16 protein-coding genes are annotated in these 24501 nt (G+C 33.5%); 11 read left to right on the top strand and 5 right to left on the bottom strand.

Annotation, left to right across the window (positions count from 1 at the left end; translation table 11 throughout):
* Positions 1 to 92: 92 nt before the first annotated feature.
* Positions 93 to 1652, bottom strand: coding sequence for a hypothetical protein (locus IE051_RS00545; RefSeq protein WP_189358395.1), 1560 nt, complete (start codon positions 1650 to 1652; stop codon positions 93 to 95).
* A gap of 631 nt (positions 1653 to 2283) precedes the next feature.
* Here IE051_RS00545 and IE051_RS00550 point away from each other — a divergent pair.
* The 6 genes from IE051_RS00550 to IE051_RS00575 all read left to right on the top strand — a co-directional run bounded on the left by IE051_RS00550 (position 2284) and on the right by IE051_RS00575 (position 14693).
* Complete coding sequence (locus tag IE051_RS00550) at positions 2284 to 4782, top strand: T9SS type A sorting domain-containing protein (protein WP_189358397.1); 2499 nt, start codon at positions 2284 to 2286, stop codon at positions 4780 to 4782.
* Between the two features lie 129 nt (positions 4783 to 4911).
* On the top strand, positions 4912 to 5544 hold the full coding sequence (locus tag IE051_RS00555; protein ID WP_189358399.1) for a T9SS type A sorting domain-containing protein: 633 nt from the start codon (positions 4912 to 4914) through the stop codon (positions 5542 to 5544).
* 136 nt (positions 5545 to 5680) lie between these two features.
* On the top strand, positions 5681 to 7867 hold the full coding sequence (locus IE051_RS00560) for a glycoside hydrolase family 3 C-terminal domain-containing protein (protein ID WP_189358401.1): 2187 nt from the start codon (positions 5681 to 5683) through the stop codon (positions 7865 to 7867).
* A 403-nt stretch (positions 7868 to 8270) separates the two neighbouring features.
* Positions 8271 to 11354, top strand: coding sequence for a SusC/RagA family TonB-linked outer membrane protein (locus IE051_RS00565; protein WP_189358403.1), 3084 nt, complete (start codon positions 8271 to 8273; stop codon positions 11352 to 11354).
* Positions 11355 to 11372: 18 nt separating this feature from the next.
* Positions 11373 to 13088 carry a RagB/SusD family nutrient uptake outer membrane protein gene (locus IE051_RS00570; protein ID WP_189358405.1) on the top strand — a complete coding sequence of 572 codons (1716 nt, stop codon included), beginning with the start codon at positions 11373 to 11375 and terminating at the stop codon, positions 13086 to 13088.
* An 18-nt stretch (positions 13089 to 13106) separates the two neighbouring features.
* Complete coding sequence (locus tag IE051_RS00575; RefSeq protein ID WP_189358407.1) at positions 13107 to 14693, top strand: hypothetical protein; 1587 nt, start codon at positions 13107 to 13109, stop codon at positions 14691 to 14693.
* Positions 14694 to 14938: 245 nt separating this feature from the next.
* On the opposite strand, the gene IE051_RS00580 is transcribed toward IE051_RS00575, so the two are convergent.
* Positions 14939 to 15799 (bottom strand): AraC family transcriptional regulator, encoded by an 861-nt coding sequence (locus tag IE051_RS00580; RefSeq protein WP_189358409.1) that lies wholly within the window; start codon positions 15797 to 15799, stop codon positions 14939 to 14941.
* A gap of 304 nt (positions 15800 to 16103) precedes the next feature.
* Here IE051_RS00580 and IE051_RS00585 point away from each other — a divergent pair, with 304 nt between their 5' ends.
* The 5 genes from IE051_RS00585 (at position 16104) to IE051_RS00605 (ending at position 20956) form a co-directional block, all read left to right on the top strand.
* Positions 16104 to 17270 carry a cytochrome P450 gene (locus tag IE051_RS00585; RefSeq protein WP_189358411.1) on the top strand — a complete coding sequence of 389 codons (1167 nt, stop codon included), beginning with the start codon at positions 16104 to 16106 and terminating at the stop codon, positions 17268 to 17270.
* Positions 17271 to 17290: 20 nt separating this feature from the next.
* Entirely contained in the window at positions 17291 to 17599 is a 309-nt protein-coding gene (locus IE051_RS00590; RefSeq protein ID WP_189358414.1) for a 2Fe-2S iron-sulfur cluster-binding protein, read from the top strand.
* Positions 17600 to 17601: 2 nt separating this feature from the next.
* On the top strand, positions 17602 to 18855 hold the full coding sequence (locus IE051_RS00595) for an NAD(P)/FAD-dependent oxidoreductase (RefSeq protein ID WP_189358416.1): 1254 nt from the start codon (positions 17602 to 17604) through the stop codon (positions 18853 to 18855).
* Positions 18856 to 18866: 11 nt separating this feature from the next.
* Positions 18867 to 19982, top strand: coding sequence for a Zn-dependent alcohol dehydrogenase (locus tag IE051_RS00600; RefSeq protein ID WP_189358417.1), 1116 nt, complete (start codon positions 18867 to 18869; stop codon positions 19980 to 19982).
* Between the two features lie 173 nt (positions 19983 to 20155).
* The gene (locus tag IE051_RS00605) at positions 20156 to 20956 is read left to right on the top strand and encodes an alpha/beta hydrolase (protein WP_189358419.1); all 801 of its coding nucleotides are present in this window, start codon (positions 20156 to 20158) and stop codon (positions 20954 to 20956) included.
* A 95-nt stretch (positions 20957 to 21051) separates the two neighbouring features.
* On the opposite strand, the gene IE051_RS00610 is transcribed toward IE051_RS00605, so the two are convergent.
* The 3 genes from IE051_RS00610 to IE051_RS00620 all read right to left on the bottom strand — a co-directional run bounded on the left by IE051_RS00610 (position 21052) and on the right by IE051_RS00620 (position 24486).
* Complete coding sequence (locus IE051_RS00610) at positions 21052 to 22110, bottom strand: DUF4421 family protein (RefSeq protein ID WP_189358421.1); 1059 nt, start codon at positions 22108 to 22110, stop codon at positions 21052 to 21054.
* Between the two features lie 102 nt (positions 22111 to 22212).
* The gene (locus IE051_RS00615; protein ID WP_189358423.1) at positions 22213 to 23391 is read right to left on the bottom strand and encodes a THUMP-like domain-containing protein; all 1179 of its coding nucleotides are present in this window, start codon (positions 23389 to 23391) and stop codon (positions 22213 to 22215) included.
* Positions 23392 to 23397: 6 nt separating this feature from the next.
* Complete coding sequence (locus IE051_RS00620; RefSeq protein ID WP_189358425.1) at positions 23398 to 24486, bottom strand: AI-2E family transporter; 1089 nt, start codon at positions 24484 to 24486, stop codon at positions 23398 to 23400.
* Between the last annotated feature and the right edge of the window lie 15 nt (positions 24487 to 24501).

Here is a 24501-nt window from a genome sequence, read left to right on the forward strand (position 1 = left end):
TTGAGTTATTTACGACTTGACAAATACTGTACACGACTATAAATTATAGGGTATAGGATTGACAAAAACTGTACTAGACAAAGTTTTGAAGTTTATAAAGAATTAATAAAGTCCTCCAAATTAACCTCTCTGGAAAGTTCCATTTTCTTTCTTATTCTATGACGAGAAGTATGCACTGACTCCACAGAAATACCTAAAAGCTTAGACATTTCTTTACTGGACATATTTAATTTAATTAAGGCGCATATTTTTTGATCTCCCTGACTTAGATTAGGGAATTTCTCAAAAATTTTGTCGTAGAACTCTTTGTTAACTTCAATAAATCTGAGCCTAAATTCTTCCCAAGTAATAGTATTGTTAATAGATACTGAACGTAAAATTTTATTCAATTCACTCTTCTTTATTGTGGAATCACCTTCTCTAACTTTAATTTTAAGGTCTTTCAAAAATTCCTCTTTTTCTATGAGCTGTAAGGCAGAAGCAGCTAACTCACGGTTTTTAAGTTCTAAAAGTTCTTTAGCCTTTTTAATTTCAAGCTCCTTATTTTTTTTGATTAATTGTTTTTCAATTTGATGCTTTGTTCTAATATTCTTAATATAAAAATAGCCTATGATCAAGATAAAAACAATGGAGGCAAATAAAATAATTCTTTGAAGGTTTTTTATTTCGTCTTCTTGTTGAAGTTGTCTTAAATGTTGTGTTTGTATTAGTTTCTGTTGCTTTTCCTTTTCTAATCTGTAGTCATCCTTAATCTCCAATAAAGTCCTGTTTTCTGGGCTTCTACTATCAAAAAATAACCGATCTAACTCTTTAGCCTTGTTAATATATTCAAAGGCCATTTTGTAGTCTTTTGAAAGCAGGGATACTTCTGATAATTTTTCATAAACTAAAGGCGTAAAATCTATATGGCTTTTATAGTCAGAAGATACCTTTAAAGATTTTAAATAGAATTCTTTACTCTTTTTTAGATTATTTAGGTCTAAATAAAAATCACCCCAGTATTTATAAAAAAGAACCAAATAGGACGGCCTGTTATTTTCAAACCAAGGTGCAATGCGTTCCATGGTTTTAATGGCTTCTTGTCCTTTATTTGATTTTGAAAGATAAAATGCATTTTCAAAATCTAAAAACGCCTTTGGTGTATAGGATTTGTTTTCTTTAAAATAGGTGTAACTTGAATCTAAATACACCTTACCTAATTCTGGTTTATTAAGTTCTCTATATGTAGCAGCTATAAAGTAGTAATACGTAGATAATCTACCATCATCTTCATTATTTTTTTTAAGTATTTCTTTTTGAAGTTGTAATGCTTTCTTTTGAAATTCAATGGATGTGTCTTCTCGCTTATAATAACTGTAGATTCTTCCTAGTCTATGATAGTTTTGAGCTTTTAATCCATCATTTTGCATATTATCCATGATCAATAGAGCTTTCCAAAGAACATCATAAGATTTGGCGTATTCAGCCCTAGTTTCATAAACAAAAGCTTTTTGGAAAAGCGCTTGGATGGCAGGTATTGTATCGTTTAATTCAAGATACTCATTATAACTTTTTTCAAATAAAAATATGGAACTGTCAGGATTCTTATACCTTATTTCTAAGGCTCTGTCAAAAGCTTTTTTAGCACTCAAAGACTCTTGAGCGCTTCCCATGTTAAAAGCACAACAAAAAAGGAAAATGAAGGCAAATCTAAGTATGAAATTAAAAGAGTTGCTATATGTATGAAGGTTTAATATCATTTGAGGTATAACTAGTTTTCAAAAGTATGGTAAGGTAGAAAAAATATTAAAAAAAAAAACGAATTAATTTAATAATAAACGTAGGTTTTTCGCATAGTTAGGGTATTGTAATTCTTTTCTGATTCTATAGTAAAGGGCAGTTGAGTTTATTAATATTTTGGGTTTCATTATTTTAATTTGTTTGGCGGTAACCTTAAGTGAAGACTTTTGATTATTGTACCAAGTCAGTAATATAATTTTATAAGTATTGAAATTTAGATTATAACTTATTCATTGTCAATATAATTCTGTGGTTCTCATTGTTTCTGTTAAATATTTAAACAGGTGTTATTGGTTTAATAATTACCCGTACATATGGGCCAAACTTGGAATTCTTTGCAGATTGATATTATTAGTTGAACAGATAAAAGTTTGGTAAAAGCTTTAAAAAATGAGTGATTTTTTAGGAGTCAAGTTTTAGTCTAGTAGTTAGAGGCGTTTTGAATGTATTCATATATTATATTTAGGATTAATTGAATCATAATAACCAATAAAGGAAGTTTACATGAATAAAATCTCAATATTTTTTTTCTTAATCTCTTGTATTATTAATGCTCAAAGCAGTGTTAGTTGGACAAACGCACCTGCTAATCTAACTTTTTCTCCGGGGCAACAAATACCTATGGAAATCACTTACAGTACACCCGATTTAAGTTATGTTTGTGTTTGGGTAAGAGAGGTGGATGAATTCAATTCAAAAGTTGCTGAATATGGTGCTTTTCAAACCTGTCCTCTTAATAACACTGCACCCAATAGTGGTGTTGTCAATTATAATTATACCATTCCGGTAAATGTACCTGAAAGTAGCACTTTAAACCCAGGTCATTCATATATTTTAATCATTTATTTGTTGGATAATACGCCTAACACCTCTGCTAATGGTAGCGTTGATATTACTGTTTCTTCGAATGTTTTGAATTCCAAAGTTACGGCTACGTTAAATGCTAGGCATACTGTTGAAGGTTTTGAACAATTTGATCGTTCAAAATTTATAACCATACATGCTAATCAAACTGAAAATGGATGGAATGGTTCCAACTTTACACCCGATTTAAAAGATCATTTTCTAAATGGGTATGATGTTTATATGGGACGAGACACAGGAGGCATTACTTGGAATTTAAACCAGATGCCACAAGAGGGAACTACAGGTTATGCCAGTGCTTCTGAGATTACCAGACGCGGAACAAACAGCCGAAATAGCTACGCTTTAAAAACAGACTTACACCCCTATGAAGTTAGGAATAATCTAGTCTTAGCAGGTCAAAAACATCCATTTTGGACAGGGGAAGGACAAAAGCAAACAGGTAAAGGTTGGTATTTGGCTAACGGCACGGCTACCGGAGATTATATGGGAAGGTATATAAATGCTTTTCATGGAGGCAATGGTCAACCGCTTCCTGCTTTTGTTGAAATTATAAATGAACCAGCATACGAACATTTAGGAGGACCTAATGACTATGAACATTCGCTACAGGAAGTGGCAGATTTTCATAATGATGTAGCTTTAGCCATTAAAAATCATGTGCCAAACATTAAAGTTGGTGGGTATACAACAGCCTTTCCAAATTTTGAAAAAGGAGATTTTCAGCGTTGGGATAATAGATGGAAATTATTCATGGATGTGGCAGGAGAGAACATGGATTTTTGGTCTATTCACATATATGATTTTCCTTCCATAAATGGCGGGAAGAAATTGTTACGATCAGGAAGTAATTTAGAAGCCACATTTGATATGATGGAGCAATATAGTCAGATGAAATTTAACAGAGTTAAACCCTTTGTTATTTCAGAATATGGTGCTCAAATGCATGATTATTCAAAACAACAATGGAGTCCATATAGAGATTGGCTTCATTTAAAAGCACAAAACGCTCAGTTAATGTCTTTTCTTGATCGGCCTAATACTATAGCTTCAGCTATTAATTTTGTGATTGTTAAAGCAGAATGGGGGTATAACGATGGGATTCCATACAACCATCGTTTAATGCGAAAAGAAAATGAGCCAGTAAGTTATTCAGGGCGCTGGGTTTATACTGATATGGTAAAGTTCTATCAACTATGGCAAAATGTTAATGGTACGCGAATAGATACGTTTTCTGATGATCTTGATATTCAGGTTGAAGGTTATGTTGACGGCAATAAGGTTTATCTTATTTTAAATAATCTTAAGTTTTCTGATGTCAATGTCGATTTAAATCTAGTGGAAACTCAGGGAGGACGTATTTCAACACTAAATAAAAAGCACTTGTATTTAAATGGGAGCAATGTACCTACATTATTAGAAGCGTCTTTAGATATAAATACGGCGTCCGTTACCCTGAACGCAGAAAGTACCATGATTCTAGAATATACTTTTAATAATGCGGTTGTTATTAATGAATCTAATACTGAAACAAAATACTATGCTACAAGCTACCTACAACCCATTGAAGCAAATCAAGAAGTTTCTTTTACAGTTAATGGTGTTACTAAAAATCATTATGGTGAGGCTGTTTTAAGGATTGGAACCGGTAGACCTCATGGACTATCATTAAAGCCTATTATTACATGCAATGGGACTGAAATATCTGTTCCAGAGAATTGGAGAGGTGACGACCAGTTAGAAAGAGAACGTTTTTTTGGAACCTTAGAAATTCCAGTGCCATTTGATTTGATTCAAGCAAATAATACTATAACGGTTAAGTTTAGCGATACTGGAGGGCATATTAGTACGACAACATTGCAAGTTTATAATTTTAGTAGTGATATTCGAAACCCTACATTGGGGGAAGTTGAAATAGATAAGGATAATTCCATTGTAATTTATCCTAACCCAAGTACTGGAATTATAAATCTTAAAGGGCCTGTTAATTTTCAAGAAATCTTAATTTATAGTATCACAGGTAAATTGATAAAAGTATCTAAAGCAAATGCACCTATCGATATCTCTAACCTCACTAATGGTATCTATTTCTTGAAGACGAATACAGGGTTGAGTTTTAAGGTGTTGAAAATCAAATAAATATTGTCTTGTCTAGTTTTTGTCTAGTTGTTTTTCTTAATGCTTCAAGTTTTAGTCAAGTCTAGTTTTGAGTCATCAATAGAAATAAATAGTTCATTTGAAGTAATATTAATTCTAAACTAAAATATTATGAAAAAAATTACTTTATTACTTTTTTTAGTCGGTACACTATCTTTTGCCCAACAAACTGTTTCATTGGTTTCAATTAATGGAGAAGCCCTTAATGATTTTAAGCAAGCTAATAATGCTACACTTCGAGTTGGAACAAGCTATGATTTTGTAATCGATTTTACAGGGCAGGCCACTACTGCTAATAATTTAATTGTTAAGATGTTGGTTGGTGTGTCTTTCGCAGATACAGCTAACGTTTCTAGTGTGCCAATAACAACTGCTGATGGGCAGCTTACAGTCACGTTGACCCCAACTGAATTAGTAGCACCTTCTATTCTTCAGATAAGAACTACTACTACGACTGTTTTTACTAACTCTGGAGAAAATATTTTTGATTATAGTTGGAAGGTCGAGGCAGCACTGTCTACTGAGGATATTGCTAAGCAAGCTTTTAGTTTCTATCCAAACCCAGTTAAAACTGAAATTAACTTAAATACTACAAAGCAATTTGAAAGTTTTAAAATTATAGATATTACTGGTAAAGTAATTAAAAAAGGAGCGTTCTCTAAAGTTATTAACATTGAAGATTTACAGAAAGGTGTTTACTTTTTAGGTCTAGACAATAATTATCAAAAATTTATTAAAAACTAAATAGTTTCTAATAATTATTAATAGCAAAAGACACGTGTTTTAACATGTGTCTTTTTTATTTTTAATTAAATTATATAGACTTAACATTACTGTAGATAAAGACATAAGAAATTGAATTTATAATAATAAATATTCCATGAAAACTCAACAAATATTAAGTGCTGTATTGTTTTTTACAATGGTCTTTAATGTTCCATCGCAGAGTCAAAAATGGTTTGATGATGCTATATCTTTTGAAGAAAGAGCTTTATTGTTAATTGACGCTATGACCCTAGAGGAAAAGGTCACTCAATTCTTGAATGATTCACCAGCTATTCCAAGATTAGGTATTTCTGAGTATAATTGGTGGAATGAATCACTTCATGGCATAGCGCGAAATGGAAAAGCAACTATTTTCCCCCAAGGGATAGCAATGGGCGCTACTTTTAACCCCAATCTTATTAAAGACATGGCGACTGCAATTTCAGACGAAGGCAGGGCGAAATATAAAATAGCTCAGGCCATGGGAAATAAAGGTTTGTATGCTGGTTTAACCTACTGGTCACCAAATGTTAATATCTTCAGAGACCCACGCTGGGGCAGAGGCCAAGAAACGTATGGCGAAGATCCTTTTTTAACCTCAAAAATTGGAGTAGCTTATGTGAAGGGGGTACAAGGAAATGATCCGAAATATTTTAAAGCGACAGCCTGCGCAAAACATTTTGCCGTTCATTCCGGACCTGAAGAATTAAGGCATCATTTTAATGCCGAACCATCTAAACTAGACTTATACGAAACCTATCTTCCTGCTTTTGAAGCATTGGTTACAAAAGGAAATGTGCAAGGGGTTATGGGGGCTTATAATGCTGTTTATGGAGAACCTGCCTGTAGCAGTGAATTTTTGTTGGATGAATTATTAAAAAAACAATGGGGATTTGATGGTTATATTGTTTCAGATTGTGGTGCCTTAGGTGATATAATGAAAGGGCACAAGAAGGTGAACACAGCTGAAAAAGCAGCAGCACTGGCCATGAAAGCGGGTGTCAATTTAAATTGTGGTTGGGTATATAACAATATAAAAGCGGCTATCGATAAAGGTTTAATTACAGAAGCTCTGATAAATGAACGCTTAAAGCAGTTGCTCTTGATCCGTTTCCGTTTAGGTTTCTTTGATAAAGAAGAAAGTAATCCTTTTAATGAGGTTAAGCCAGAGGTCATTAATTCTGATGAACATAAAAATTTAGCGCGTAAGGTAGCCCAACAATCCATCGTGTTATTAAAAAACGCCAATAATGTGTTACCCCTAAAGAAGGATATTAAGAATTTATATGTCACTGGACCTTTTTCATCGTCAAGCAATATTTTAATTGCCAATTATTATGGCATGTCAGCTAATTTGGTGACGGTTTTAGAAGGTATTACAGACAAAGTTTCATTAGGAACGTCATTGAATTACCGTCAAGGCGTGTTACCGTTTAGTAAGAATTTGAATCCTTTAAATTGGGCACCAAAGGTAGCGGGACAGGTAGAAGCGACTATTGTAGTTGTGGGGATTTCAAATGAAATTGAAGGCGAGGAGGTTGATGCCATAGCCTCAGAATTTAAGGGAGACAGAAGAGATTTAAAACTACCTCAAAGTCAAATAGACTATTTAAAAGAATTATATGAATACAAAAAAGGGCCTATCATTGTTGTTATTGGTACAGGGAGTCCTGTGTCATTAGAAGAGATTGAGCCATTAGCTGATGCTATTGTATGTATGTGGTACCCTGGAGAACAAGGCGGGAATGCTATTGCCGATGTGCTATTTGGCGATGTTGCGCCCTCAGGTCATTTACCCATAACGTTTCCTAAAAACGTAAACCAATTACCGGCATTTGATGATTACAGTATGAAAGGGCGTACCTATAAATATATGATTGATGAACCATTATATCCATTTGGTTTCGGATTGTCTTACTCATCGAGCAAATTTAGTAATATCCAATTAAATTCGCAGAAGCTTAAGTTGGATGACGAATTACGAATATCCGTAGACCTACAAAATACAGGGAAGACTAATTTTGAAGAAGTGGTCCAAGTATATTTAGTACCTGTGGATGGTCCAGATTATTTACCTATGTATTCATTGAAGGGGTTTGAAAGAGTGCAACTAGATGCCAATGAAACCAAAACAATTAACTTCTATCTAAATTCAGAGGATTTAAAACAAGTTAATGTAAATGGTGAAAAAGTATGGTTAAAGGGAACGTATAAAGTTATTATTTCAAATGCATTACCAAGTGAAAGAAGTGTTGCACTTGGTTCTTCTTTACCAATTCAAGCGCAAATAAAATTAAAATAACAGGTTTTAATCGTTCTGTTTGAATAGACCTATTCCATTGAAGTGAAAATTTTAGTATGTAGTGTGTGCGTCTAAAAATATAGAAGGTTTTGAGCTTTCTATATTTTTTTTATTTAGAATATTGGAACGGGGTCACTGCATATACCTTCTACTATTTTCTATACAGCACTAGTAAGCCACCAATTGATTTGGATGGATTAAAATACACCGTAAAAGTTTTTAAAAACATTTAAAATATTGATTTTGAGTAATTTACTGTTTTGTTGTGCTTGCTTGTCTAGTTAAAATCAAGTAAATATAAATAGAAAGATACTGCCGTAAAGTTTAAATCTAGTAAGTGTTTCATGGTTGCATTAACAAATTTTTAATATTTGGGTATCTAAATTGTAAACTAATTAAACTTATGAGTATTAAATTATCGATTATGAAATATGGGTTGGCTTTTATGCTGTTTTTGAGTTTTGGACTCATTCATGGCCAAGACCAAACCATAAATGGGCAGGTGACCTCAGATGGTCAACCATTGCCGGGTGTAAATGTTATTGTAAAAGGAACCGCCAAAGGAAGCGTGACTGATTTTGACGGGTTTTATGAGATTAAAGCGAGTAGCAATGCTGTTTTAGAGTTTAGTTTTATAGGCTTTAGAAAAAAGGAAGTTGCCATTAAAGGACAAAAGGAAATTAATGTTGTTTTAGAAGAAGACTTATCTGAACTTGATGAAGTCATTGTAGTTGGATATGGCACGCAAAAGAAGAAAGAAGTAACGGGTGCTGTAGTTAAAGTTGATGCCGATGAAATTCTTAAAACGGCAACTTCAGATTTAGGAGCGGCTATTCAAGGTAAGGTTGCTGGTGTTAATGTACAAGCTGCCAGTGGTAGACCAGGAGAAGCGGCTAATATTCAAATTAGGGGTTTAGGTTCTATAAGTGCTAGCGCATTAGGACCTCTTTATGTTGTAGATGGTATTCCCTATGAAGATAACCCTAACATTGCTCCAGAGCAAATTGCATCTATTGATATCCTTAAGGATGGTGCTGCAGCTTCTGTATATGGAACAAGGGCATCAAATGGTGTTGTAATTATTACAACAAGACGAGGTGAAGTTGGAAAGATTCAGGTGGATGTTAATACTTATGCCGGTGTTCAAAATATTACATCTGGTACACCTTTAATGAATACAGTACAACAATTGTATAATTTAGAGGTAACTACAGAACAACTAGGTACTGAACCTTTGACCTTTTTCTTTAATCCTGATGCATTAGATTATGATACTGATTTTGTAAAAGATGTTCAAAATGACAATGCATTGATTCAAAACCTTAATTTAAATATCTCTGGAGGGGTTAAAAATTTAACTTTAAACTTTTCTTCTACGTATTTTAACCAAGAGGGGGTTTTAATAAATTCAGGATTTGATAGATTATCAAATAGATTAACTGGACAGTTTACTAAAGGAAAATTTAAGGCATTTGTAACCTTAGGTTTATCGGTACAAAACAATACCCAAGAACCATGGGCACTTTATGAATATGCTATTGGGCAACAACCATGGTCTAGACCTTTAAATGAAATTCCTTCAAATGGGGAAAACAGTGTGATTTTAGATGTTGGTAACGAAATATTTTATAGTTACTTATCGCGTCAATTAGATAATATTGATGAAAGAGAAATCAAAACAAATAATATCGCTGTAAATCTAGAATATGAATTTATCAAGGGTTTAAAGTATAACTTAAGACTTGGTAGAAATGAATATAACTATTTCAGAAAATTTTTCAGACCTCAATACTTAGCTTATGGTCGTACAGGAGAATATAATGCTACAGCATCTACACCACAAGCTATGCTAGATGAAGATTATAGCTTTACTCATAGAGAGTCTATGGAAAACATTATTAACTATAAGACTAATTTTGGTAAGCACAATATTTCTTTATTAGGGGTGCTTTCTTACGAACGTTTTAATAGAAGAGATGTTGGTATTGGTGTGGTTTATAGCACTGAATCTAGTAATTCTTTACAAACATTAGGTTCTGGAGCAGAAGGGGTTAAGCCTTCTAGTTATAATGAAACTAGAACTTTAAGTGGTAAATTAGTTAGAGCACAGTATAATTATGATGAAAAGTATTTAGTTTCTGCTAGTTATAGACGTGATGGATCTTCAAAATTTTCAGATCAAAACCGATATGGAGATTTCTTTGGTTTTTCTGCCGGATGGAATATTCATGAAGAAAACTGGTTTAATGTGGATGCCATCAATAATTTTAAATTAAGAGCGAGTTGGGCAGAAGTAGGGAATCAGAATATCCCAAGTTACTTATTTACGCCTATCATAGAAACGGGAGTTAATTATCCTTTTGGACCACAAGAAGATTTGAATTTTGGATCAATCCAGCGCCGTTATGTGGATCCTAATATCAAATGGGAAACAACCATATCTAAAAACATTGGTCTTGATTTTGCCATGTTTAAAAACAAATTAACTGTTGCAGCTGATGTTTATCAAAATGATAAAGAAGACATGCTATTACAACAACGCGTGCCAGCATCTACAGGAACGTATCATCCAAGAGCAGAAGGTGTTTATGATGTAAAGGTTGTCAACGGGGGTAACATGGTTAATAAAGGATTTGAATTAGCCGTTGGATTTAAAGATCAAATAGGACAGGATTTTAACTATAGTGTTAACGGTACGTTTACGCAGAACCGTAATGAAGTAACTGATTTGAATGGTACTGAAATAGGTTATGGAAATGGTAGACCTATAACATCAATGGGTAATAATGTAGAGTACACTACCTTTTTGGCAACAGGTTATGAGGCAGGTGCATTTTTCTTACTCCAACATGATGGTGTAATTAAAACTCAAGAGCAATTAGATGCTTATAACCAATTAGACTTGTCTAGTTTAGGAACAGCTAGATTGGGAGATATGATGTACAAAGACACCAATAATGATAATAAAATTGATGATTCTGACCGTGTATATTCAGGATCAGGACAATCAGATTATGAAGTTGGATTGGGCATTAACATGAGTTATAAAGGATTTGATTTTAATCTTCAAGGTCTATATTCTCATGGTGCTGAAATTTACAATGGTGCTAGACTTTATGCTTATAAAAATGGAAGACATACAGACTTATTGTCTATGTGGTCTCCACAAAACCCAACGGCAGATGTGCCAACATTCAGACAAAATGGTTTCCATAGTAACGTGAAAGCAGGTTCTGATTACTTTCTTGAAGATGGTACTTACTTAAGAATTAGAACTTTAACACTAGGATATACTATCCCTGGTATATCTCAATCTGGAATTGAAAAGATGAGAGTGTATTTAACATCTCAAAATCCTTTTACATTTACTAACTACTCAGGTTATGATCCAGAAGTTGGTGGTGATGGAATATTTACACGTGGTGTTGATCGCGGGAACTACCCAGTTACGCGTCAAATCATGTTAGGTCTTCAATTAAGTTTTTAAAAATAAAAATTCATAACTATGAAATTATTAAAAAATAAAAGTTTTACATTAATTTTTCTTCTCTCAGTAGTTTTTATTGGGTGTAGTGAAGATAAATTTTTAGAAGAAATAAACCCAAACGCTATCACTACGGATACGTTTTGGCAAACAGACAGACAATTCAATAGCGCATTAACAACCGTTTATGGAGCACTTCAATTTCAAAATATTAGTGGAGGAGAGCTTCAATATGAATTTGTATTGGGCGATATATGCGGAACAGAATCTTGGTATAGACCACAAGCATTCAGAAATTTAGCATTCAATGCAAGTATTTACCATGTAACTGATAAATGGAACCAACTTTATATAGGTGTTTTTAGAGCCAATCAAGTGATAGAATATATTCAGCAAGTAGATCCAAGTATTTTTACCGATGCCGAAGCTAAATCTCAAATTGAAGCACAAGCACGTTTTTTAAGAGCTTTCTTTTATTGGCAAATAGCGCATACTTATGGAGGTGCTGTAATTCATGATAAAGTTGCGCAAACTGATGAAGAGCTTTCTAAGCCATTTTCAACTATCGCTGAGGTTAATGAGGTTATTATTGTACCGGATCTGGAATTTGCTCAGGCAAATTTACCATTAACATGGGATGGTAATGATATAGGCCGCGCAACTTCAGGAGCTGCCGCAAGTTTGCTTGGTAAAGTATATCTTTATGATCAAGACTGGGCAAAAGCAGCTAGTCAGTTTAAAACTGTTATTGATTCAGATGTGTATAGCTTAACCAGAAATATTTCTGATAATTTTCAACACGAAAATGAATTTAACTCAGAATCAATTTTTGAAGTAAATTATTCAGGAACATTATCACCAGGAGTACCGGGAGCAGTGGTTGACGATACGCCTACTGAGACTAGTGCTGAGGCCTCAACAATGGCAACAGCTGTAGGACAACTTAATTATGGAGGTTTTAATACCATATTGGCCTCTTATAGTTTACATGAGATGCTTGTTAATGATGAAGTAGATGACACTAATCCTATAAATGATGGTAATCTTGAATCTAGAAGAATGAATTCAACAGTAGCCGTTAGAAACATGGAAGGCACATACTATAATTTTGAACCAGAAGAAATTAGAGGATTTGGTTATGGTCAAAGTGCTTATGTGAAAAAACATTCAAACTGGTACCATTTAGAAGCAGAGCCTGCTCAATCAAGATCAGGTATTAATTTCAGACATATTAGATATGCTGATGTACTGTTGATGTATGCAGAAGCTGTTCTTATGGCTGATTCTGATTATACTACTGCCATTGAATATATCGATATGGTAAGAAGTAGAGCAGGAGTTATTACATTACAACAATATATGGATGCTAATTCTGGAATGTTTCCTCAACTACACGTTAGTAAACAAGTACATGGAGAACAACCTATGGTTGTTGCAAATGCAGAAACTGTATTGAAGCATCTACAGCGTGTAGAGAGAACCGTAGAATTATGTTTTGAAGGACACCGATGGAAAGATTTGGTAAGATGGGGTATTGTTCAGGAGGTTTTTGATGAATTACTTGCCGATGAACAATGGCGTCAGGAAAATTTTGCCGATATTGAAGGAGAAGCTCCTTTATTCATTAATGAGAGAATTAGACCAGACTTTGTATTAGCAGCTCCTAATTATAACGCAGAGCAGCATAATTATTTCCCAATTCCTAGTCAGGAGCTACAAACAAATGAAAATTTATAAAATTTAAAAAAACGAATTATGAAAAAAATAAGAAATTTTAATCTTTTTCTCTTTGTTGTACTAGCCATACTTTCTTGTGACAAAGACGAATTAGTGAATTTGGTTGAGCCAAGTCATAGAGTTATAGTGACTTCTGAGATGAATTTTGATAACACCATTAATGTTGGTGGACATATTGATTTTGGGGATATTTCGCAAGGTGTGGAATCTAGATTGTGGACATTTCCTGAAACAGTATCAACTATTGTTGGTGCTTCTGGTAACACATCATCAAAAGATGTAGTAAAAGGGTTGTTTAATACACCAGGAGTATATGATGTGACACTTAACCAAGTGTTTAAGAAAAATGTATATCCAAATGAAGACAGTCAAGAGCCAATAGATGGTAGGGAGTTAGATACTACTATTGTTGTAACTGTTCTTGGTCCAGTAGAGGCTTATATAAAAGCGCATTATATTAATGATGATGGAACTACAGGAGAGGAGTTAGATTTGTCTGATAATGCTGAAAATGAGTTAACAGCGAGTAAATATGTACGTCTGTCTTATACAGCTGACGGTGCACCTGAGGATTTTGTATGGAATTTACCCGGAGCAAAACCAGATCAAGTGGCTGAAGCTGAACCAGAAGTAGATGTGAGATATAGTAAGTTAGGTTCTTGGGATTTACAGTTTATTGCTTCAAGGAATAGACCAGGTGGGGCAGATACCATAAATGTTAAGAAGTTTATTAAAGTAGTAGCTTCTACAGAACCAGTTACGCTAGATCGCGTTTTTGAAAAAACGAAAGAAACAAGTATTGGATTAGAATTTAGTAGAGAAATGGATCCTGAGTCTGTTAATAAAGATGATTTTACAGTAAAAATAGAAACTGCATCAGGGGCCGTATTAAATCCTGTTATAGCGAATGTTTCCGTTGATAATACAGAAGGGAATGTATTGGTAGTTGAATTATCTAATGAAATGATATATAATGATGATACCGTTAAAGTATCTTATATCCCTGGAACACTAAGAACATCTGATTTGGTAGATGCTACTGAGATAGTAGATGCTGTTTTAACCGACTTCATAAAAGAGAATCTTTTTGATGATCCTAATTTTTCAGATGTTGACAATTCTTTTGAAAAATCAGAGGTTGAAAATTGGCCAAATCTACCGTGGGGAGCACCCTGGAATGCATATGACATGAGTTTTTCTTATGATCAAGCCCATTCAGGTGAAAAAAGCATGTATTTAGAGTTTCATCCAGAGGGCGGAATGATTATAGGAAATGTTGATGCATCAGGAGAAAACATAACATTCCCTACGGAGAAAGGATTCAACTACGAGATGGGAGCTTGGTTCTATGTTGTAGATGCAGGAGTTCCAGTAATCTCTAATGTAAGAATGTATTGGAGGCCATCAACGAACTGGGGAGTTCCTGACAATCCTACATTTTCTGCTGATTCTCCAGTAGGAGAGTGGTTTTATTCTTCTGCCATAGTGAATTTTTCGGCAGATGGTAATGAAAGTTTTATGTTAAGAGGACAAAACGTAAATTCTGAAACACTAAAGTTTTATATGGATGATTTATCACTGTATAAACTTTCAAGTAGACCATAAAAATTTGTTAGTTAGTTTTGTTTAAAAAGGGAATACTTTAATAAGTATTCCTTTTTTTATTAATATTAAATATTCGTAGTATTTGTGACTTTGATTGTTAACAATAGGGAATTGCAACATCAATGGTCATAGCAATTAAGAATATAGGAAAAAGATAATGCCTAACCTGCTCTTATTAAGGCCGAGTAAATTGTTGAAATTAGCTTAGGCTAAAATGAATGAATATCAAACGAGCTAAAAATAAATTATTTTAACATCTTTAAATATTTTTTTTTGAATTGTAAAGGGGAACAATTCATGAATTTTTGGAATTGTCGATAAAAAAAAGGCAAACTTTCGTACCCACAATCATACGCTATTTGACTCACTTGTTTATTGGTTTCAATTAATAATTTGCAACTTAAATTGATTCTATATTCATTGACAAAGGTGAAAAATGATTTGTTTAAAGATTTTTTAAAGAATCTACAAAAAGATTCATCACCCATATTTACAAGATTTGATACTTCGCTTAAAACTATTTTATGACTATAATTTTCTTGAACATAATCATAAACCTTATCAATTCTGTCATTCGATTTCCTATTTAGTTTGGGCGAAAACCCCTCTGAAGTAAGTGTTTTTATGGTATTAAGCGTACTTAGTTCTTCTAGTAACTTCAGAAAAAGTAGCATTTTTTCAAAGCCATTCTTGTTGAGAATGCTAGTTAATGTATTTATGGTTTTTTTTGAATTGATCGTTTCAAAGCGAATGCCTTTTGATGATTTTTGTAATAGTATTTTGATATGTTTAAATTCGTTCTTTTCAAGCCACCCTTCTCCTAAGAGATCATTATCCCATTGAATTACAATTGATTTTACAGTATCCTTATATTGGTGATCACTTTTCCAACAATGCGGTAAATTAGAGCCAATTAAAACAAAATCTCCTGCATTAAACTCTTGTATATGATTTCCAACATATCGTATTCCGGTACCTTTAACAATATACGTTAACTCGTATTCTGGATGAAAATGCCACGGCGCATCGAAATGTATATTTTCATATTTAAATGCATAAAATGAATTGGAAAGGGATGAAGGGATTTTTTCAAATTGAGCTTTCATAAACAAGAGAATTTGCAGTCATATATATTTAGTTTTAATACTTATTATTTAATTTCTATCAAAATAAGATGCTTGTGTGACTAATGCATTGCTTAAACAATTTATGGTATTAAACAACTACTATGCTTTAGAAGTTGAGCTAAGTGCTTTTTAAAATTCAATACTTATTTTGACTGTAATATTAGTGAAATTTATATTAATTATCAAAATAGGCATCTTTTTTGTTAAATATGATTATATTTTTTTAGAATGGATATATGATTTTTGAAACGTTATTTAGAACACTAATTTCAAATATGTTACCATGGCAAAAAGTGAAATCTCAGACCCTTTTGAAAAAGCGCGATTAGAGAAAGGTATAGGTGAAATGGATGATCAAAATGATCCTGTAATTATGGCATTACGTCATAAGGATGTAAGAAGGTGTGCCCACAATCATAAAACGTTTATTTCTGGTGCAGAGCCAGGACGCATTGTTATTCCTTCTGAAGTTAGCATAAGGGATATACGTCAGATACCTTTTGAAGTTGATCCACCCATGCATGGCGTGTATAGAGCCGTTGTAGAGCCCTGGTTTAAGCGTCCTTTGGAAGCGGATTATAACACAGCCTTAAAAAAACAAATTGGAGCTATAATAGATGAAGCGCTATCAAAAGATGTTGTTGAGGTTGTAAAAGAATTTGCTTTGGTATTACAATCTAGAGCATTAACTTTATTATTTAATGTTCCGTTTTCGGAATCACAAACTTGGATATCCTGGGGAACACATGTTTTTAGAAGTCAAGAAACAGCCTTAGATGCTAGCAAGGCCAACGTATTATATGATTATATAGATAAGCAAATTACTCATGCCATTGCTAATCCAGGCGACGACTTTTATTCAATGCTTTTAGCCGCTGAAGTTAATGAGAAAAAATTAACCAAGGAAGAAATTAAAGGCGTCATAATTTTAACTTTTGCAGGCGGTAGAGATACAGTTATTAATGCGGTGACCAATTCCATAGCCTATTTTGCTGAACATCCAAAAGCATTACATAGACTAAAAGAAGATCCGAAGTTGGTGAATTTTGCCATTGAAGAATTGATACGGTATTTTTCACCATTAACCCATATGGGACGTGTAGTCACTGAAGATACTCATGTTTGTGAACATGCTGTAAAGGCTGATTCACGTATTTCATTAAATTGGGCTTCAGCAAATCGAGATGCCTCCGTTTTTGAAAAACCCAATGAGGTTCTTATTGACCGAAAAATAAATCCTCATGTGGCTTTTGGGTTTGGGACACATAATTGTTTAGGAGCAACCCATGCTAGACAAATATTGAAAGTTTTAATAAATATCTTAATAGACAAGGTGGGTTCCATTGATATCATTGAAGCAGAAGATAATATTGAAACACTTGGTGAATTTAAGCGTAAAGTTGGATTTAATAGTATTAAAGTGAAGTTCAACGCATCAAATACATTATAAATTTTTAAAAAACTTAGGAGATGACTAAAATAACATTTATTACACAGGATAATGAATCTATAATTGTTGAAGGAAATTCAGGCAATGTTATGGAACTTGCGGTTCAGAATAAGATTAAAGGAATAGAGGGTAATTGTGGAGGAGTATGTTCCTGTGCCACCTGTCATGTGCATGTGCAACCTGAGGACTGGGATCGTGTGGGGGCACCAAGTACTCTAGAAAGTGATATGCTAGAATTTGACGACCATGTAAGTGAATATAGCCGACTGTGCTGTCAAATTAATGTTGATGACACGATTGATGGCATTGTTTTAAAAGTGGCTAATTAGTAATGACAGAAGCTGCATCCAATAAAACTTGCATTGTTATTGGCGCAAGTCACGCCGGTGTTAATTTTGCATTTGCTTTACGCCGAAATGGCTGGGCTGGTGAAATTTTAGTTTATGATAGCGATCCTGAATTACCATATCATAGGCCACCTCTGTCTAAGGGCTATTTGTCTGCTCAAGACAATTCGCAACTAGATTTACTATTTCCTAAAGAAAATTATGAAAGCGAAAACATCACATTAAATCTCGGAAAAAAGGTAATAGCTATCGATAAATTATTAAAAACAATTGAATTGTCTGGCGGTTCAAAGCAAGGTTATGACACCTTGGTTCTCGCTTCGGGAGCACGCCCTATTGTACCTAAAATTGATGGGTTACAAGGCGCAAAAAATGTGTTTTCATTGCGAACGTTTGGCCACACCGTTGGCATTCAGCGAGCTCTTCTAGCTTCAGTAAATAAGCGAGTTGTCATTATAGGCGGTGGTTACATCGGTTTAGAAACCGCAGCTTCACTAAAAAAGGCAGGTGCTAATGTTGTGGTTTTAGAGCGTGAAAAACGTGTGCTGGAGCGGGTTACTGCTCCTGAAATGTCTGTGTTTTTCAAGGATTTACATCATGCAAATGGTGTGGATTTATTGACAAGTAAAAATGTAATTTCCATCGAAAACTCGTCAGGTGTTAGCACGGTAATTTGTGACGATAAAACTAGCTATGAAGCTGATGTGATAGTTGTTGGGGTGGGTATAGAAGTTAATACTGAATTGGCTGCTCAGGCGGGATTAGAATTAGAAAATGGCATTAAAGTCAGTACTTCAGCAAAAACAAATGATGCACATATTTATGCTATTGGAGATTGTACTTTTCATTATAACCAACATTACAAAAGATATATTCGTTTAGAATCTGTGCAGAATGCTGTTGATCAAGCAAAAGTTGCTGCCGCCGCAATTTGTGGAAATGAGGTGAATTACGATGTTATTCCTTGGTTTTGGTCTGATCAATACGATGTAAAACTACAAATGGTTGGTTTATCACAAGGCTATAATAACGTTATAAAACGTATTGAATTGGGTAATGAAAAATGTCAATCGGTTTGGTATTTTAGAGATGATGATTTATTAGCCGTTGATGCTGTAAATAACGGAAAAGCATATGTTTTAGGAACACGTTTTATTAAAGGAAAACAAATACTTGATAAATCTAAACTGAAAGATGTTTCGATACCAATTAAACCAACAAGTTTTTTGTTAGATTAAATTTCAGAACAATGAGTATACAATGTAAAGCTGCAATAGCAAAAGGAGATGGAACCTTTTCAATTGAAACCATAGAAATAGGAACCCCTAAAGAAGATGAAGTACTTGTTGCTATAAAAGCGGCGAGTTTATGTCATACCGATCACGATTCGTTACATTGGGGGAAACCAATTATAATGGGGCATGAAGGTTCAGGAATTGTAAAGGCCATTGGTAAAAATGTAACCCAAGTAAAAATAGGAGATGCGGTAATATTAAATTGGGCAACACCCTGCGGTGAGTGCTTTCAATGTACTAATGAAAATGAGCATATTTGTGAACAAAATTCACCTGTAGTCGCCGGCGCAAATGGTTACACTCCGGGACATGCGCACAAAGATGGTACTACTTGGCGTGGAAATTCTATTGAACGGTCTTTTAATATTGGAACCATATCTGAATATACATTGGTAAAAGAATCAGCGGTGGTAAAAAACCCGATTCAAAATATGAATCATAGTGCAGCAAGTATTATAAGCTGTGGTGTTATGACAGGTTTTGGCTCAGCAGTAAATACTGCTCAAGTTGAAGAAAATGCCTCTGCTGTAGTCTTAGGAACTGGTGGTGTGGGTTTGAATGTTATACAAGGCATTAAGGTTTGTAAAGCTTCAAAAATTATCGCTGTTGATGTTAATGAACAACGCTTAGAAATGGCACTTGAGTTTGGTGCTACCCATACTATTTTAGCAGACAGAAATGATAAAGGTTTGCTTAAAGCTGCTGAAACAGTAAAGGAAATGACCAATGGAAGAGGTGCTGATTATGCATTTGAATGTACGGCAATTCCAGAATTAGGTGCAGCGCCGTTAGCTATGGTAAGAAATGCAGGCACTGCAGTTCAAGTGAGTGGCATAGAAAAAGAAGTTTTAATTGATATGTCCTTGTTTGAATGGGATAAGAAGTATATAAACCCCTTGTATGGCAAATGTAGTCCGCAAAAAGACTTTCCTAAAATTGTAGAGTACTATAAAAATGGAGATATAAAACTAGATGAAATGATAACTAGAAGCTATCCCATAGAAAAGTTGGAACACGCGTTTCAGGATATGCTTTCAGGAAGAAATGCTAAAGGTGTTATAGTTTTTTAATTTATATTTAAAGGAAGTTTACTTTAGGCTAATGTCAAAAGTTAAACACCCTGCTCTTGAATGGGAATTCGTAAAAGATTGTAACTACTTAGGGTACTAATTTTATTTAATAAGTAAGTGGAAGCTTTAACTTTAACAAAAGACTGAATAATAAGCATTGCAATTAACTTTTTATGAATTCAAAATTTAGAACAACAGAAATATCAAACTCAGAATATGAGAGTAATAACCTAAGATTTATTACGGTAAAAACACCAAATTTAAAAGGCAGGGGAGATGTTTGTGTTTTTGTTCCACCATTTAAGAATTTAAAAGATATCCCGATAGTGACCCTATTGCATGGGGTGTATGGGAGTGCTTGGATATGGAGTCAAAAAGCTGGGGTTCACCTTACAGCTTTAAAGATGATGGAGCAAGGGTTGATTAAACCTATGGTTATAGCTATGCCTTCAGATGGCCTATGGGGCGATGGGTCGGCATATTTACCACATCATAATTATAATTTTGAAAGTTGGATTGTGAATGATGTTATTGATGTGGTCAGGGAGAATATTAATTGTGTGAGTAACAATTCTGATTTGTTCATTGCAGGATTATCTATGGGGGGATATGGCGCATTAAGACTTGGTGTAAAGTACCATGATAGATTTAAGGCTATATCGAGCCACTCTTCATTGACAAATACCAATCAAATGCATTTGTTTGTCGAAGAAAAGGAAAGTGACTATTTTAAGAATATGGAAGTGGAGAATGACCTTTTTGAATTGATGAAAAGGAATAAGGAGATGTTACCTTCAATACGTTTTGATTGTGGAAAAGCGGACCTACTAATTGAGTACAATAGGATACTTCATGACAATCTAATAAACCTAGGAGTTAAACATTCATATCAAGAATTTGAAGGTAAACACGAATGGAGCTATTGGCAGGAGCATATTAAGGATACATTAATATTTTTTAATTCCTTAATTTGAGTGTTTCTCGTTTTTTTATACAGTGGTATATTTGATGGCCTAAATCTATAATTCAGGTAAATAAGCGCTTTTTCAACTAAAAGAGTTTTTAATCTTTAAAACCCAAAGGTGTCTTCAAACCAGCCGAAGAATTTACGCATGGGTTTGTTGTCATTGAATCGGTATCCAAGGTATAATGTAAAATAATCAGAAAGATTATTAAATTCATCATTTTGATTATTGGTATAATTACTATTTCTGAAATTAAGAGATGTACCAAAAAACCAACGATAATCGTTGTATCCCAAAGCTAGTTCACCGTCTAATGTAAAGGCTAGGCTGTTAAAAGGCGCATTAGTCTCAGGCCTTTTATAATATTTAAGTTCAGTCTTACTATATCCAATTCCAGGGTGAACTCCAATAGTAGCAAACCATTTTTTATTATAAACAAAAGTATGAAGATACCCAAGTTGACCAACAAGATAGAAGTTCTTTAGTTCGTCAATTTCGTTAATAAATTCATCGTTATTAAAGATAATATCTGTGCTACTCAAACCATATTTAAGTCTGGGTATAATGCTACCGGCACTTTTTAATTGCCGTTCTGTCTGTGCGTAATGTGCTCTAAATGAAAAGTTCCTATTTACAATAAAATAGGTGCTTCCTTCAAAAGAGTCATACTGCGTGTCTTTTAATGCCATGTTATTTTTAACACCTTCATTGGTCCTTTCAATTTCAGTATAAAAGCCTTTGAATTGATTATAACTTAATTCTTGCCGCATTCTATCTGAATAAAAGAAATTAATAGATAAACCCAATGAACTGCTGTTTTGAGCTGCCTCATTAAACTCTGGATTCATTAAGAATTTTGGCGTAAAGTTGGCGCTTAAGGCGATCCATTTATAATCGAAAGAGGCGCCTATTTTGTATTCTGAAATAGGTATTAAACTTATTCTGTTTCCGGTGGTTCCGTTTTTATATTCAATTTCTCTTATATCTGATGAAAATGTGCTTTTAACAATAATGTTTTCAAAGTAATTAACTCTGTACAAAGTATCATAGCCTTTTATTTTAGCATGTTTGGCCTGCATATCTAAGTCATAAGACCTGATTTTTTGAGCTAACAATTCATTAACCCATAGTAACGATAAAACAAGGAATATGATGTGCTTCATCTAGTAATTTGTTGTTCGTATATTAATTAAATGTTTTAAAGGAATTAAGCCAGTTTGAATAAATATAAAAGTTAATATCCATTTATAAAATAGGGCATAAATTTATATTGGTTTTGTGATTATAACGCATTTATTATCGTCCATAAGCGTTGTGAAAAACAAATATAAATCTCCTCCATCCTTAATTTTGTGTTTTTTTCTGATTTGTTGCACAGTTTCTGGAAAATTTCTAGTCGTAATATTGGCTTTGATTATCGCCATTTTTTTAAGGTTCTTTTTGTTATATGGAAGAATATGCTCAATTTTAAAACGTCTACCAGGAAAATCTATGAGTTTGTCATTAGTGTACAGATGAGAGTGTTTATTCAGCTTATAAACAATCAGTTGTTGCGATATAGCATGAAAAGCGCCAGCTTTTAAAACGGCTGAGTTGGGTTCGTATAAAAAAGATTGAGGTAGACTGTATTCAGAAATTGCCGTTGCCTCCTCTTCAAAAGAAGTCTCAAAAATTTGTGTTTTTTCTGGTTTAATATTTACCGCTTTAATGTAAATATCATCCTGATAATTGTTTTCCAAGATCCATAATAACTCCTTAACCTCATTGTTTACTGCAATTATATGGATAGATTTAACATGCTTTAATTCAGCTTTTCCAGAAGATAAATCCAGCAGCGGTGATGTTTTTATGAGAATGTGCTTAGTATATTGAAAAAGTAAATCTAAATGTTCTGGAACGTTTGGCAGACAATCTTTTAAAAAAAACACTTTACCCTTACTATCATGTCGTCGTGAAGGGTCTATGTAGATCCAATCATAGGTTTTATTGGAGCTCGATACAAAGGATATCCCGTTCTCAGCGATAGTTTTTATGTTTTTAACTTGGAGCTTTCTGTAATTGTGATTTACAATATGTGAAAGGGAGGTGTTTAACTCACAATGCTCCACAGTAGTAAATTGTTGAGAAAAGTAAAAGCAATCTACTCCAAAACCACCGGTTAAATCAATTATAGAATCACCAAAAATTAATTTTGATTTATAGCTTGCTGTGACTTCCGAAGATGTTTGTTCTATATTTAATCTATTGGGGTAGTAAATACCAGGTGTGAGAAACCAAGTAGGTAACTTTTTTTTAGCCCGGTTTTTAGACTCAATTTGCTCTATAATTTCCTTAGTGTCAACCTTGGGGAAAGTCGTGCCTTTGAGTGCAAGCGTTGAAACATCCGTTTTTAAATTGGCATTAATAAACTCTTGAACGTCAGTATTTAAAATAAATGGATTCAATTTAGATTAGAGACCTTTGGTGAGTTTTTTAACAAATTTGTTGTCATATAAAAACTCATGTAAAATCACCTTAATGGCTGTGTATACAGGAATGGCCAGAATTAACCCTATGACACCAAATAAAATACCTGCATTAAGAATAACTAAGAATATTTCTAAAGGATGAGATTTAACACTTCTAGAAAATATGATGGGTTGACTAAAGAAATTATCGATTAGTTGACCAATGCCAAAAATCACTAAAACCCATAATGCTTTTGGTAACATGACCGCACTAAACGATTCTCCTAAATGACTTGTCATAGTTAAAGTAAGCATTAAAAAAGCACCTATAACAGGCCCTAAATATGGTATTAAATTAAGCAGCGCGCAAAGAAAAGCAATAACAATAGGATTTTCAACACCAACTATAAGTAAGCCAATAGTATATATAATAAATAGTATGAGTATTTGAATAATAAGTCCAACAAAATAACGTGATAATAAGTCCTTTATCTTATCCGAAGAATTTTTCCACCGAGATATTTTATCATCAGGAATAAAAGTCAAAATAACGTTCTCAAATAATTTACTGTCTTTTAAGAAGAAAAAGGAAATAAAAAGTACAGAAAACAATCCAATACTGAAACTTCCCAAACCACTTACAAAAGAATTGAGAAACGTTGGAATATGGGATAAATCTATTTCTGAAAACCAAGTTGAAGTATTTAGAGATTGTTCTAAATTGATATGATATAAATTAAAATAAGTGACAATTTCTTTATATAAATTTTCAATATTAACCTGTAATTGATTAATGTTTAGTAAAGAAAGATTTTTCCCTTGAAGAATTATTAAAGGAATAAACAGGCCTATTAAACCCATGAACAATCCTAATAGAATGATCATAGTGGCAACTACGGCAATAGTGTTTTTAAAACGTAATTTATGCTCTAAAAACCGAACTATAGGTCTACCAATTAAAGAAATTACAGAGGCTATTGCTAAATAACCAATAACAGACTGTACTTTATAAATGAAGATTACTAATAAAACTACACCAGTTAAAATGGCGATGGCCCTTAAAATACCGTTGGAAATTGCTTTAGCTTTCAATGTTAAATATTTTAT

The sequence above is a fragment of the Algibacter mikhailovii genome (assembly GCF_014651495.1).
In the GTDB taxonomy this organism is placed as follows: Bacteria; Bacteroidota; Bacteroidia; order Flavobacteriales; family Flavobacteriaceae; genus Algibacter_E; species Algibacter_E mikhailovii.